Annotated in this window: 14 protein-coding genes; 8 read left to right on the plus strand and 6 right to left on the minus strand. The window is 71.0% G+C overall.

Annotated elements, in window-relative coordinates:
• Window positions 1-54 precede the first annotated feature (54 nt).
• The gene (locus OG766_RS10545; protein WP_423247028.1) at window positions 55-2,028 is read left to right on the plus strand and encodes an FAD/NAD(P)-binding protein; all 1,974 of its coding nucleotides are present in this window, start codon (window positions 55-57) and stop codon (window positions 2,026-2,028) included.
• Between the two features lie 59 nt (window positions 2,029-2,087).
• The gene (locus OG766_RS10550) at window positions 2,088-2,555 is read left to right on the plus strand and encodes a DoxX family protein (RefSeq protein ID WP_266374467.1); all 468 of its coding nucleotides are present in this window, start codon (window positions 2,088-2,090) and stop codon (window positions 2,553-2,555) included.
• A 270-nt stretch (window positions 2,556-2,825) separates the two neighbouring features.
• Here the strand turns inward: OG766_RS10550 and OG766_RS10555 are convergent, their stop codons facing one another.
• Complete coding sequence (locus OG766_RS10555; protein WP_266374465.1) at window positions 2,826-3,443, minus strand: superoxide dismutase family protein; 618 nt, start codon at window positions 3,441-3,443, stop codon at window positions 2,826-2,828.
• Between the two features lie 298 nt (window positions 3,444-3,741).
• Between OG766_RS10555 and OG766_RS10560 the strand changes: the two genes are divergently transcribed.
• Complete coding sequence (locus OG766_RS10560) at window positions 3,742-4,434, plus strand: DedA family protein (protein ID WP_328725137.1); 693 nt, start codon at window positions 3,742-3,744, stop codon at window positions 4,432-4,434.
• On the opposite strand, the gene OG766_RS10565 is transcribed toward OG766_RS10560, so the two are convergent.
• Both OG766_RS10565 and OG766_RS10570 read right to left on the minus strand, forming a co-directional pair.
• Entirely contained in the window at window positions 4,403-4,702 is a 300-nt protein-coding gene (locus OG766_RS10565) for a DUF2277 domain-containing protein (protein ID WP_266374463.1), read from the minus strand. The two genes, OG766_RS10560 and OG766_RS10565, sit on opposite strands and share 32 nt — an antisense overlap.
• A 157-nt stretch (window positions 4,703-4,859) precedes the next feature.
• The gene (locus OG766_RS10570) at window positions 4,860-5,102 is read right to left on the minus strand and encodes a hypothetical protein (RefSeq protein ID WP_328725139.1); all 243 of its coding nucleotides are present in this window, start codon (window positions 5,100-5,102) and stop codon (window positions 4,860-4,862) included.
• 299 nt (window positions 5,103-5,401) lie between these two features.
• Here OG766_RS10570 and OG766_RS10575 point away from each other — a divergent pair, with 299 nt between their 5' ends.
• Complete coding sequence (locus OG766_RS10575; RefSeq protein ID WP_328725140.1) at window positions 5,402-5,860, plus strand: protein-tyrosine phosphatase family protein; 459 nt, start codon at window positions 5,402-5,404, stop codon at window positions 5,858-5,860.
• A gap of 161 nt (window positions 5,861-6,021) precedes the next feature.
• Here OG766_RS10575 and OG766_RS10580 read toward each other — a convergent pair whose 3' ends face one another.
• Window positions 6,022-6,288: a hypothetical protein gene (locus OG766_RS10580; RefSeq protein ID WP_266374460.1), complete on the minus strand. Its 267-nt coding sequence runs from the start codon at window positions 6,286-6,288 to the stop codon at window positions 6,022-6,024.
• A gap of 468 nt (window positions 6,289-6,756) precedes the next feature.
• Here OG766_RS10580 and OG766_RS10585 point away from each other — a divergent pair, with 468 nt between their 5' ends.
• The 3 genes from OG766_RS10585 (at window position 6,757) to OG766_RS10595 (ending at window position 8,668) form a co-directional block, all read left to right on the plus strand.
• Window positions 6,757-7,230: a VOC family protein gene (locus OG766_RS10585; protein ID WP_266374459.1), complete on the plus strand. Its 474-nt coding sequence runs from the start codon at window positions 6,757-6,759 to the stop codon at window positions 7,228-7,230.
• Window positions 7,231-7,344: 114 nt separating this feature from the next.
• Complete coding sequence (locus OG766_RS10590; protein WP_328725141.1) at window positions 7,345-8,088, plus strand: SDR family oxidoreductase; 744 nt, start codon at window positions 7,345-7,347, stop codon at window positions 8,086-8,088.
• 79 nt (window positions 8,089-8,167) lie between these two features.
• Window positions 8,168-8,668: a YfbM family protein gene (locus tag OG766_RS10595; protein WP_328725142.1), complete on the plus strand. Its 501-nt coding sequence runs from the start codon at window positions 8,168-8,170 to the stop codon at window positions 8,666-8,668.
• Between the two features lie 77 nt (window positions 8,669-8,745).
• Here OG766_RS10595 and OG766_RS10600 read toward each other — a convergent pair whose 3' ends face one another.
• The gene (locus OG766_RS10600; RefSeq protein WP_266374455.1) at window positions 8,746-9,216 is read right to left on the minus strand and encodes a GNAT family N-acetyltransferase; all 471 of its coding nucleotides are present in this window, start codon (window positions 9,214-9,216) and stop codon (window positions 8,746-8,748) included.
• Between the two features lie 297 nt (window positions 9,217-9,513).
• On the opposite strand from OG766_RS10600, the gene OG766_RS10605 reads away from it, so the two are divergent.
• A complete protein-coding gene (locus OG766_RS10605; protein ID WP_266374454.1) occupies window positions 9,514-9,771 on the plus strand; it encodes a hypothetical protein in 258 nt (85 codons plus the stop codon).
• A 75-nt stretch (window positions 9,772-9,846) separates the two neighbouring features.
• Here the strand turns inward: OG766_RS10605 and OG766_RS10610 are convergent, their stop codons facing one another.
• Window positions 9,847-12,267 carry a SpoIIE family protein phosphatase gene (locus tag OG766_RS10610; RefSeq protein ID WP_328725143.1) on the minus strand — a complete coding sequence of 807 codons (2,421 nt, stop codon included), beginning with the start codon at window positions 12,265-12,267 and terminating at the stop codon, window positions 9,847-9,849.
• Window positions 12,268-12,302 lie beyond the last annotated feature (35 nt).

Genomic DNA, 12,302 nt, shown 5'->3' on the forward strand with positions numbered 1-12,302 from the left:
GATCCGCTTCTCGCGACGCCACACGCCCCCACATTTGCCCCGGGAGTCAGTGCTTTGTCCGTGTTGCCCGCAGCGCCGCCCTCAGCTCCGCACGCCATAGCGCTGGTCGGCGCGGGGCCCCGCGGCACTTCGGTCCTCGAAAGGCTCTGCGCCTCCGTGCCCGAGCTGACCCCGGACACTCCGCTGACCGTCCATGTCATCGACCCGGCTCCGGCCGGTCCCGGCCAGGTGTGGCGTACGGACCAGCCGGCCGAGCTGCTGATGAACACGGTCGCCTCGCAGGTGACGCTCTTCACGGACGCCAGCGTGGAGTGCGAGGGGCCGGTGCGGCCGGGCCCGAGCCTGTACGAGTGGGCCGCCACGGGTGACGCGGCCGCCGGGACGCTCGGCCCGGACGACTATCCGACCCGCGCCTGCTACGGCCGCTATCTGGAGTGGGCGTTCCGCTCGATCGTCCTGAACGCGCCGGTGACGGTCCGGGTGGAGGTGCACCGGGCACGGGCGATACGCCTCGACGACGCCGAGGACGGCTCGCAGCAACTGGCGCTGGACGACGGGACGGTACTGACCGGACTGAGCGCGGTGGTGCTGGCGCAGGGCCATCTGCCGGTGGCGGCGGGCGCGGCACCGGCCGGGCTCGGTGCGTACGCGGAGCGGTACGGACTGCGTCACTACGCCCCCGCCAACCCCGCCGACCTCGACCTCTCCGTGATCGCACCGGGCGAAACGGTCCTGCTGCGCGGTCTCGGCCTCAACTTCTTCGACCACATGGCGCTGTTGACGACGGCCCGCGGCGGAGTGTTCGTCCGGGACGGGGACCGCCTCGCGTACCGGCCCTCGGGGCGTGAGCCGCGGCTGTACGCGGGCTCGCGGCGCGGCGTTCCGCACCAGGCGCGCGGGGACAACGCGAAGGGTGCGTCGGGGCGGCACCATCCGCTGGTCCTCACCCCGGATGTGATCGCGGTCCTGCGCAAGCGCGCGGACGCCGGTGATCCGCCGGACTTCCTGGACGAGATATGGCCGCGGATCGCGAAGGAGGTGGAGACGGTCTACTACGAGGCGCTGCTCGCGCAGGGCCCGGGCGACGGGACCGGCTCCCGGGTCCACGGACGGGCGGGCTGTCGGACCGGTGAACGGAGTGGCTTCCGGGCCGCGTTCCTGGACACCGCGCACGGCAGCGCGGAGGAGGCGGCGGTCCTGGACGCCCACGGGTGCGCGCAGGCCGACCGCTGGTCCTGGGAGCGGATCTCACGACCGTACAAGGGCGAGACCTTCACCGGTCCGGCCGCCTTCCGCGACTGGCTGCTCGGCCATCTGCGGCGCGACGCCGAGCACGCGACGCTCGGCAATGTGGCGGGTCCGGTCAAGGCGGCCCTGGACGTCCTGCGGGACGTGCGCAACGAGGTACGGCAGATCGTGGACCACCGCGGTCTGTCAGGGGCGTCGCGCCGCGACCATCTGGACCGCTGGTACACGCCGTTGAACGCCTTCCTCTCCATCGGCCCGCCGCGCCGCCGGATCGAGGAGATGACCGCGCTGATCGAGGCCGGAGTGCTGGACGTGGTCGGCCCGAGGATGTCCGTACGGGCGGAGGGCGGGGTGTTCACGGCCGAGTCCCCCGACGTGCCGGGGTCGCGGGTGACCGCGACGACGCTGATCGAGGCCCGGCTTCCGGAGCCCGACCTGCGGCGCAGCCAGGACGAGTTGCTCGCGCGGATGCTTCGGACGGGGCAGTGCCGACCGCATACGATCGGCGGCTACGAAACCGGCGGCCTGGACGTGACGGGGCGTCCTTACCGTCTGATCGACCGCCGGGGAAGGGCCCACTCCCGGCGGTTCGCGGTCGGGGTCCCCACCGAGGGAGTGCACTGGGTGACCGCGGCGGGGGCGCGGCCGGGCGTGGACTCGGTGACGCTTTCCGACGCGGACGCGGTGGCACGGGCGGTGCTGCGTGTCGTCGCGGCCGGCCGTGAATTTCTCATGAAGAACGACCGCGAGCACAATGTTGAACTTGCAAGCATTGATTAGGCCCGCCTAACTTGGGGTCTCATCGGTTTCACGTCCCCAGACCGAAGGAGACCCCCCACATGGCCACACGTCAGCTGTCCTCACGGCTGGACCAGGTCCAGCCGTACGCGCTGGGCCTGTTCCGCATCGTCCTCGGCCTGCTCTTCGCCTGCCACGGCGCCCGCTCGCTCTTCGGCGTCCTCGGCGCCGAGGCCGCCGGCGGCACGGCACCCACCGGCGCCTGGCCGGGCTGGTACGCGGCCGTCATCGAACTCGCCGCCGGCATCCTGGTACTGATCGGCCTCGGCACGCGCGCCGCGGCGTTCGTCGCCTCGGGCGCGATGGCGTACGCGTACTTCACGGTGCACCAGACCGAGGCCCTCTTCCCGATCCAGAACGGCGGCGAGGGCGCGGCGGTCTACTCCTGGGCGTTCCTGCTCCTGGTCTTCACCGGGCCGGGCGCGCTGGCCCTGGACCGGCTCTTCGCCGCACGCGGCAACGCGAACGACAGCGCCAAGCGCGACGAGCCGACGGCAGTCGCGGCCTGAGTCCTCGACTTACCTGATGCCTGATGCCCGGCACCCGGCGCCCCGCCGACGCCCGGGCCTCCCGGCCGCTGAGCCCGGGTCCGCACCCTGCCGGACCCGGGCTCACACGCGTACGGGGCCGGGCGGGCGGTGCGAGCGGCCCGGATGGGGGCCGGTAGCGGCGTGGGGCCGGGGCCGGTTCGGCTGGTAGCGGTGCAGGTCCGGGGCCGGTCCGGGGCCGGTCCGGGGCCGGTCCGGGTCAGGGGCTCGTGTCGCGGATTCAGTGCGGGCTCACGGTGTTCCGTAGCCGCCGAACGGGATGGTGAAGCAGGCGACGCGGGCGCCGGCGCCGCCCTGTTCCCGGTGGAGGACCAGCGAATTCGCGCTGCCGCGCCGGAATCCCCAGTCGTGCCGGGCCTCCACGGTCGCCTGGCCGGTCGCGTCGGTCGTGAAGTCCAGCCACACCTCGTTCGCGGCCTCGGCGACACCGGCCGGGTCGGCATGGTGGCGGTAGTGCGGCCCCGCCTGGTCCGGCGCCGCGTCGCACGGCTCGGTGTGAACGTGCGCACCGAACGCGTGGCCCGCCTTCACCCCGCCCACGCGCGCCCGCACCACGGTTCCCGCCCGGCCCGCCTCCTGCTCGACCACGATCCACGCCCCGGCCGGCACGAGTGTCCGGTCGTACGTGAGCGCCGTCGACGGTACGAACGAGCCGGGCGGCGCGAACCGGCCGTGGACCCGCAGCACGAGCCCTTCGCCCGCGCCCGCGCCGACGCCCACACCCGCGGACCCGGACCCGGACGTGGCCCCGGACCCGTCCGAGGTGCCGTAGGCCGCACCCACGGCACCGACCGCCAGCAACCCCAGGGCCGCCGCCCCGGCCAGTACTCCCGCCGACGTCACCGCCATGTGCCCACTCCTCGTGCTCGCCGTACTCGCCGTGCTCTCCGTGGTCGCCGCGCTCGCCGAGCTGCCACGTCGGCCGGGCTCGCCCGGCCTCCCTCCTACCGCGAGCGGGTCGGATCACCGGCCGAGCCGCGCCCGCAGGGAGGCCTCTGTGCCGCAGACTGCACCCGTACGGCCGCGCCCGACTTCACCCCACCCCTGACGATCTGTGCGCACGACTCGGGCGTACGCTGTATGGCTGTCATGCCGCCCCTGCCGCTCCCCTGCGACGTCGCGGCGTTTCGTCCTGTGGGGAGTCGTGGTGCTCGAGACTGTGGGGCTGCTGACCGGCAGCCCATGGATCTATGCCGTCGTGGCCCTCTCGATCCTTCTCGATGTGTTTCTGCCCGTACTGCCGAGCGGCGTGCTGGTCATCACGGCCGCGACGGCGGCCGCGGCCGGGTCGACGGCCGTCGCGGGATCGACAGCGGTCGCCGGGGCGAAGGCGGCCGCGGAGTCGGGGGCGGTCGCGGGAGCGAAGGCGGCGGCCGACCAGGTGTCCGGCGAAGTGCCGTCGCTGATCGCGCTGCTGCTCTGCGCGACGACCGCGTCCGTGCTCGGCGACCTCGCCGCGTACCGGCTGGCCTGGCGCGGCGGCGAGCGGCTGGACCGGGCCATCGCGCGCTCCCGACGCCTGACCAGGGCGCAGGAACGTCTCGGCACGGCGCTCGTCCAAGGCGGTGGGATGCTCGTCGTCATCGCCCGGTTCGCCCCCGCGGGCCGCTCCGTCGTCTCCCTGGGCGCGGGCGCGTCCCGCCGCAGGGTGAGGGAGTTCCTTCCCTGGTCGGCCCTCGCGGGCGTGGCATGGGCGGGCTACAGCGTCGGCCTCGGCTACTTCGGCGGCCAGTGGCTGGGCGCCACCTGGGTGGGCGTGGCGGTGTCCGTCCTCGCCCTCTTCGCCGCCGGGTCCGTCGCGGCCTACGTCATGCGGCGTCCGGCGCCGGAACCGTCGTAGCCGATCCGGCCGATCCGGCCGATCCGTCCACTCCGGTCGTCGTGGCCGTCCTGGTCACGCCGCCTCGCACCTCCAGCCCGTCGAGGAGCTTCTGCGTCGCCTCCGCTATCTCGTCCACGGCGCGCTCGAACACCTCCCGGTTGTGCGCGGCGGGGGCCCGGAACCCGGACACCTTCCGTACGAACTGCAGGGCCGCGGCCCTGATGTCCTCCTCGGTGGCTTCTTCGGGGAGGACCGGCGGTCGGAGAGTCTTGATGCTGCGGCACATGTCTCCAGTGTGGGCCACACCACTGACAACCGGGCTGATCCCGGCGCCGACCCCGGTATGGCAGGCACGACCGGAGCGACCGACGCGACCGGCGCGACGACCGGACCGGCTCCCAGATCCCGCAGCCGACTCCACCGGCCGGTCGGGGTGGTGGGTGTCAGGCCGCCTCGGCGAGCGAGGCTCGCGCGGTGCCTTCGGCGAGAGGGGCGGGCTCAACGCCTTCGGCGCCCTCGGCCGACGCAGGGCCGACAGCCGCCGCCCACTCCACGAGCAGACGCTGGTACTTCGCCTCGTCCGCGGCGGACAGCCGTGCCCCGGACCTCGCCCACAACGCACGAATCTCCGCATTCACCACGGCAGCGGACCGCACGGAACCAAGCTCGCGAAGGGTTGGGGACATGCGCACAAGGTTACGCCGCGGGACTGACAACCGTGACCCTGGCGACGCGCACGGTGACGGAGTTCATATGCCGGACAGGGCGACCGTCACCGACCCCAACGTCCCGCTCACCCCTCAGAGTTTGCGCCCGGACCGGCGACCGACGCCGACCTCTGACGTTGACGGCCGACGACCGACCACCGACGACCGCGGGCACTTCGGTCACCGCGAGCAGGATCGACGCCAGGTGCCCCTGCCCCGCCGCCAGGCGCATCGGCAAGACCTGCGACGACGCGCAGAGCCTCGACTACGTTGGCGGCATGACCGCACCCTGGCCCGAGAGCGCCCCCGGAGTGCTCCGTCTGCCCTCCGGTCGCCTCGTCCGGGGCCGCGGCCTGCGCCGTGCCCTGCCGCCCGGCCTTCCGCCCACGTACGCGGTGTATCTGCTGGGCAAGCAGCCGCCGAGCACCCCCTGGGAGGCCCGCTGGCTCCGCTGGCCGGACTTCCGCCTCCCCAGCGACCGCGCCGACGCCCACGCCGCCCTCCACGAGGCCCTGACCAGGGCGTCCACCGATCGGGTCGAGATCGCCTGCGGCGGTGGCCGCGGCCGCACCGGTACGGCACTGGCCTGCCTCGCGGTCCTCGACGGTGTACCGCCCGCCGAGGCGGTCGCCTTCGTACGACGGCACTACGACCGGCACGCCGTCGAAACCCCTTGGCAACGGCGGTACGTCCGCCGCTTCCCCACCCCCTCCGCGCCCCCTCCGCAAGGCGGTTGACGCCGGATCCGTATCGACGGAACCGCACGTGCAGCACTCCCGCAACCGAACTGCCGCCGTCACCACGACTGTTGCCACGCACCGGGGTCACACCGCTTTCGCACGCGCGGTCCGGCCGGACGGCGATGCCGTCCGGCCGGACCGTTGCTCAGGGCCGAGCCCTACCTCTTCTTCACGGTCTTCTTCTCGACCACGATGACGATCTTGGTCTTCCCCGTCTTGAAGACGATCTTGGTCTTCTCCCGCTTGCGCTCCCCGTTGCGGTCACGCTTGTCGTGGTGGTCGAAAGTGGGCGCCTTCGCGCTCACGGCGCCGATCTGCGGCGCCGGGGCGGCGAATGCACTGGAGGGAATGAGCGCACCTCCTGCGGCGAGAGCGGTCGAAGCGGTAAGGATCACGAGACGCTGCGTGCAGGTTGTGCGAGCCATGGAAATCTCCTCAGCGAAAAGGGCGAAAAGGTTCGGTGGAAAGTCCTGCCGGTACGAGCCGGACCTTTCGAGTGGGCCACCTGCTCCGCGTGAACCCATGACTCAATTACGCCCGCACTACCGAAGCACGTCACGTCGCTGCATTTCGGGGCTTGACAGCAGGCGACAATCACGTTAAAAGCTGCACCGGCCCGCAGTCCGAGCTCTCGATTCACCTGGCTCCGCCCGGCTACGGGGCTGCGGGCGGGCACGCCGCGCGATCGGCCGCACAAGCCGGTACGTTGAGATACGAGGCGCGCATCTCCGTCTTGCGTGGGAAACGCACATGCGCCGGACCAACAACCGCTACCCGAGCGCGGCCGCCGGCCTGGCCACCGCCCTCGTCGGTGCCCCGCTGGCGGCGGCCCTGTTTCGGCCCCCAGCATCAGGCAGGACATCCAGCGAAAAGCGCGAAGAAAGAGATCCCTCATGGATCTGAAACTCGAACTCATCATATTGCCCGTCTCCGACGTAGACCGGGCCAAGAGTTTCTACGAGGCGGCGGGATTCCGGATGGACATCGACGTCACCGCGAATGAGGACTACCGGGTCATACAGTTCACACCGCCCGGCTCCGAGTGCGCGATCATCCTCGGAAAAGGGGTCACCTCCGCCGCGCCCGGCTCCACGCAGGGCCTGTACCTCATCGTGTACGACATCGAGGTGGCCCGTGCGGAGCTCGTCGGCCGCGGCATCGACGTGAGCGAGCTGTTCCACGATGCCGAAGGCATCTTCGCGCACAGCCACGACGGCGGAAAGTTCGTGTACCCGGCCGGCAACAAGGGGCAGGTGGCCGGCCCGCACCCCACCCGTGCCGACTACGGCACCTACGCCACCTTCAGCGACCCGGACGGCAACGGCTGGGTGCTCCAGGAGGTGAAGCAGCGTGCCCCTGGCCGCTGACACCCTTCGGCAGCGAGCCGGTTCCCTTCACGTTCCTCCGAAGCCACAGCCCGTACCCGTACCCGCACGCGAACCCGCACCCATCCCCATAGCCGTACCCGGAGGTGTGCGCGGATGACGGCCGGCAAACCCAACCACTCCCTCGCCGGCCAGACCGTTGTGGTCATCGGCGCCAGCGCGGGCATCGGGCTCGAAACCGCCCGCCAGGTACGCGCGGACGGCGCCCGGCTGGTCCTGGTGGGCCGCAACCCCGAACGGCTGCAACAGGCCGCGCACGAGCTCGAACCCCTCGGCACGGCGACGTTCGACGCCACGGACACCGAGCGCGTCGAGCAGTTCTTCGGGGATCTTCCCGGTCCGGTCGACCATGTGATGGTCACCGCCGGTGGCCCCTTCTACATGCCCCTGGAAGGCATGGACCTCGCGGCCGCCTCACGAGAGTTCGAGCAGCGTCTCAGCATGACGCTCGGGATCGCCCTCCACAGCCGCGGCAAGGTCCGGGCCGGCGGCACCCTGATCTTCATCGGAGGCACCGGCGGTCGCCGTCCCACTGTCGGCCTTTCCGTCGTGTCCGCCCTCACGGCGGCTCTGTCCGCCCTCATCGCGAACCTGGCGCTCGAACTGGCGCCGGTCCGGGCGAACCTCATCGCCGCGGGCTTCGTCGACACTCCCCTGTCGGCCTCGCTCCTGGGCGATCAGCTCGACGCCCGACGTGCGGAACTGCGCGCCACGCTCCCCATCCGACGGGTCGTCGGCCCGGCGGACGTCGCCGCCCTGGCCGTACACATCATGTGCAACGACGCGCTCACCGGCGGAACGTACGACATCGACGGCGGCCAGCAGCTCCTCCCCAAGTGACAGCCCGGGGAAGCCGGTGGACGGCCAACTGCCGCACGCCGTCGGAAGCCTTGTCAGTGGCCCCGCCTAGTCTCCGGCCATGAGCATGATCGGTGAGTACCTGCGCGTCACGGCCGTCGAACTCGACCGGGCGATCCAGAACCCTGTCTGGGCCCTGGACTTCGTCGAAGAGGTCGAGGACCGCGAGGAGGAGTCGACGCCCACCCCGGCCGAGGCGCGCCGTTTCAGCACGTACAAGACCTGGGACATGCTCCGCTTCCTGCTGGCGCGCACCGGGTTCCCCGTGTACGTGATCCATGGTGAGGAGCCCTTCGCCGAGGACGAGGACTGGGGATACGGGCCACCGAGGTACCTGCGGCCCGAGCGGGTGCGGCTCGCGGCACAATCTCTCCTCACCGTGACGTACGACCGACTCATCGACGACGTGGACCGTGCGGACCTGACCAAGGCCGCGGTGTACCCGCAGGGATGGGACGGTCCCGGAGCGCTCGAGTGGGGGCGCCACTGGTACGGCGGCCTGACGCAGTTCTTCGAGGCCGCCGCTGCGGCGGATGACGCCATGCTCATCTGGCTCGACTGACGGGGGCAGGGCCGAGCGGATGCACTCGGCTCGGGAACCACAGGAGGTCACAACCGTCGGCTGCTTCGTCTACGAACTCACCGATCGGGGAAGGTGAGCCGCAGGACGATCTCGCCGTCGTCGATCTCCCCGGTGGGCTCGAACCCGAACTTCTGGTAGAAGGGCCACGGTTCGCCGTCGCCGGGCTCGTAGCTGGTCAGCAGCTCGGTGGCGCCGTCCGCGCGAACCAGGGCGGCGATCTGCGCAAGCGCGTCCCGGCCGATGCCTCGCTTCTGGTACCGCTTGTCGATGAGGAGGCGCCACAGGAAGTGCCGTCCCTTGTAAGGACCGGCCGGCGGTTTCCACGACAACATCACGAAGCCGACCGGCTCGTCACCACGGTAGACGGCGCGGTACCAGGGATTGGCCTCCGGCGTCTTCGCCGCATCCTTGAGCGACCTGGACACGGAGGCGACGAACTGCTTCTGGTCGCGTCGGACGCGAAGTGCACGAACGGCATCCCAGTTGTCGTCGGTGACCTCCCGTAGCTGCACGCCTGGGGACTCCATGCCACACCCCTTTCTGCATCCGTCAACTGCGCCGTCCAGGTGCGCGTTGCGTACGCGTTGCCTACGCGGTGTGTACGCGGTGTGTACGCGTGGTCGAGGACGCCACGTTGATCGTCTCGCAGCGTATGCGACCCAGCCGATCCGGAACGGGACTGGCACGCCGGGCCGCGACATGGCGCGCCGCGGCCGGGATCGTTGGCAACCTTCCCAGGTGTGCGGCGGTCTTACCGGGCGTCTTGTTCGGAGGATCAGCCTCAGTCGACTCGTACGGGTAAACCGACCGAAAGGGCGTACTCCATGGTGCTCGATCCGAACTTCTGCCTGGACGTTCCGGAGGGATTCGACGATTCGGACGCGGAAACCGGGGTGCATCCCATGGCGAGGAAGCTGTTCCCCGCCAGAACTGCCGCGGACGCCTTCAAGAAAGCCCATGAGTGGGTGCGGGATCACAGGATCCGCCTGTCCGACGTGTCGTGGGACTTCTTCCATGACGAGGACGAGCCCTATTGCCTGAGCATCTATTTCACGTTCGAGCTGGATACCGAGGAATCCTGACACCGAGGAATCCTGACCACGACGGGAACCTCGGTGGACCGGCCGGTCGTTGGTCCGGGTGCGCCGTTCAAGCGATCAGCGGCCGGATGCACGGGCGAGGTCCGCCTCGGCCCAGACGACCCTGCCGCCCCGCGCCGGGCGAGTGCCCCATCTGCGGGACAGTTGGGCGACTTTGGCGAGGCCGCAGCCGTGCTCGTCGACGATGCGCGCGTCACACACACGCGGGGTGGAGAAGTCGGCATCGGACACTTCGACGGTCAGGACCTGGTGCTGGATCAGGCGCAGGCGAATCGGGCCGGTGCTGTGGCGGACGGCGTCGGCGACCAGTTCGCTGACGATCAGCTTCACGGAGCCCGCGAGACCTTCCAGGCCCCATGAGGTCAGCTGATCGGCGGCGAGGTTCTGGGCGCGGTGGACGACGGTGCCGTCACCGGGCAGGGTCCAGGAGGCGACCTGGGCCGGGCTGAGCGCGCGGGTGCGGACCAGGAGCAGGCTGGTGTCGTCGCACGCCGCCTGACCCTGGACGGGCTCCAGCGCGCGGGTGCAGAGCTCCTCCAGGGACAGATCCGGTTGTGCCAGGGCGGTGCCCAGACGGTGCATTCCCTCGTCGATGTCCTGGCCGCGGGCCTCGATCAGGCCGTCGGTGTACAGGGCGATGAGACTCCCCTCGGTCAGTTCCAGCTCCACGGCCTCGAACGGGACCCCCAGCCCGATGCCGAGTGGAGCCCCGGTGGGAAGGTCGGGGAAGGTCACCTGGCCCTGCGGGTCGACGATCGCGGGCGGGGGGTGCCCGGCGGCTGCCATGGTGCACTTCCGGGTGGCCGGGTCGTACACGGCATACAGACAGGTGGCTCCCTCCACCGCGGTGCACTCGTCCGGAGCGTCGGCGTCTGCTTCCGCCAGTCGCTGGACCGTGTCGTCGAGGCGGGCGAGCAGTTCGTCGGGGGGCAGCTCCATGTCGGCGAGCGTGCGGACCGCGGTGCGGAGCCTGCCCATGGTCGCGGCGGCGTCGAGGCCGTGGCCGACCACATCGCCGACGACAAGGGCCACGCGGGCGCCGGACAGCGGGATCACATCGAACCAGTCGCCCCCGACGCCCCTGTCGATGTCGGCGGGCAGGTAGCGCGACACCGCCTCGACGGCCGCACCGCCACGCAGGCGGTGCGGGAGCAGATTGCGCTGGAGCGCGAGTGCCGCGGTCTGCTCGCGGCTGTACTGACGGGCCTTGTCCAAGGACACCGCGGCGCGACTGACGAGCTCTTCGGCCAGCAGCAGATCGGCCTCCTGGAACGGCGCCGGATTCTCGTTGCGGATGAACACCGCCGTGCCCAGCAGGACGCGCCGTGCGCGGATGGGGACGATCATCACGGAGTGCATGCCGGTCTCACGGATCCTCTGCGCCAGTGCCGGCGACTGGTCGATCCACGAACCCGGAGAGGTGTCCACCTTCGACTCCAGACTGGACCTGCCGGTGCGCAGGACCTCGGCGATGGGCGAGGCGGGCGGTACGAGTACGGTCTCACCGCGCTCCCACACGGCTTCCGGGATCCCCTGATGGATCGAGGCCACGCCGGCACGCCGGAGAACGGGGAGGCGCTGGCCGATCGAGCCGATGCGCACCGGGGGCCCCTCGCCGAACGGGACCGACTGCTCCAGGTCCACGGCGACGAAGTCGGCGAACAGGGGCACGGCGAGATCGGCCAGTTCCTGACCGGTCTGCATCACATCCAGGCTGCTGCCCAGGCGTGTGCCGGCATGCCCGAGAACGGCCAGGCGCTCGCGCGCCCGCCGGCTCTCGGCGACGTCGACGCTGATGGTGCACACGCCCAGCGCTCGGCCGTCGGCGCCCAGGAGACAGGAGAACGAAACCGCGTACGGGCGTTCCTCACCCCGACTCGTCGGCAGCCACGTCCGGTACTCGTGGACCTTGGTGCTCCCGCTCCTCAGCACCCGCCGCATCACCGCCTCCGTAGCCTCGGTCTCGACACTGGGCCACGCGTCGGTGATCCCGACTCCGAGCCGCCGGTCACGGGAGATGCCGTCGCGGCTCTCCATCGCGTCGTTCACCCAGGTGCAACGCAGCTCCAAGTCACGTATCACGACGCCGATCGGCGCGCGGTCAAGGATCGATCCCTGCACCGATGCGCTCACCGCGTCCCCGGACGGCACGCCGAGGTCGGTCACCGTCACAAGCCAGCGTGCTGCTCCGTCCTGCCCCTGCAGAGGCGAGATCCGCAGGCAGACGTCGAGCACGCGGCCGTCCCGATGGCGCACCGCCGTCGCGCCCGACCAGCCGTTCCGGGCGCGGCACTGCTCCACGAACGCCGACATCGTCGACGCTGCACCGAAGGACGGCAGGACGAGTGCGGCGGACCGGCCCACCACCTCGTCGGCGGAGTATCCGACAAGGTGCTCGGCGGCCTCCGTCGACGCGACCACCGTCCCCTGCTCGTCGAGCAGCACGAACGCCGTATCGGATATGTCAGACGCATGCATCTGCCTACCGAGCGTCACTCGCTCGGCACTGATCG

The organism is Streptomyces sp. NBC_00259, assembly GCF_036181745.1.
Lineage (GTDB): Bacteria > Actinomycetota > Actinomycetes > Streptomycetales > Streptomycetaceae > Streptomyces > Streptomyces pratisoli.

Bases quoted from the DNA above. Each gene is read 5' to 3' on its own strand.
- OG766_RS10550 (WP_266374467.1), top strand. From the start codon at position 2,088: ATGGCCACACGTCAGCTGTCCTCACGGCTGGACCAGGTCCAGCCGTAC.
- OG766_RS10555 (WP_266374465.1), bottom strand. From the start codon at position 3,443: ATGGCGGTGACGTCGGCGGGAGTACTGGCCGGGGCGGCGGCCCTGGGG.
- OG766_RS10565 (WP_266374463.1), bottom strand. From the start codon at position 4,702: ATGTGCCGCAGCATCAAGACTCTCCGACCGCCGGTCCTCCCCGAAGAA.
- OG766_RS10570 (WP_328725139.1), bottom strand. From the start codon at position 5,102: ATGTCCCCAACCCTTCGCGAGCTTGGTTCCGTGCGGTCCGCTGCCGTG.
- OG766_RS10575 (WP_328725140.1), top strand. From the start codon at position 5,402: ATGACCGCACCCTGGCCCGAGAGCGCCCCCGGAGTGCTCCGTCTGCCC.
- OG766_RS10580 (WP_266374460.1), bottom strand. From the start codon at position 6,288: ATGGCTCGCACAACCTGCACGCAGCGTCTCGTGATCCTTACCGCTTCG.
- OG766_RS10585 (WP_266374459.1), top strand. From the start codon at position 6,757: ATGGATCTGAAACTCGAACTCATCATATTGCCCGTCTCCGACGTAGAC.
- OG766_RS10590 (WP_328725141.1), top strand. From the start codon at position 7,345: ATGACGGCCGGCAAACCCAACCACTCCCTCGCCGGCCAGACCGTTGTG.
- OG766_RS10595 (WP_328725142.1), top strand. From the start codon at position 8,168: ATGAGCATGATCGGTGAGTACCTGCGCGTCACGGCCGTCGAACTCGAC.
- OG766_RS10600 (WP_266374455.1), bottom strand. From the start codon at position 9,216: ATGGAGTCCCCAGGCGTGCAGCTACGGGAGGTCACCGACGACAACTGG.
- OG766_RS10605 (WP_266374454.1), top strand. From the start codon at position 9,514: ATGGTGCTCGATCCGAACTTCTGCCTGGACGTTCCGGAGGGATTCGAC.
- OG766_RS10610 (WP_328725143.1), bottom strand. From the start codon at position 12,267: ATGCATGCGTCTGACATATCCGATACGGCGTTCGTGCTGCTCGACGAG.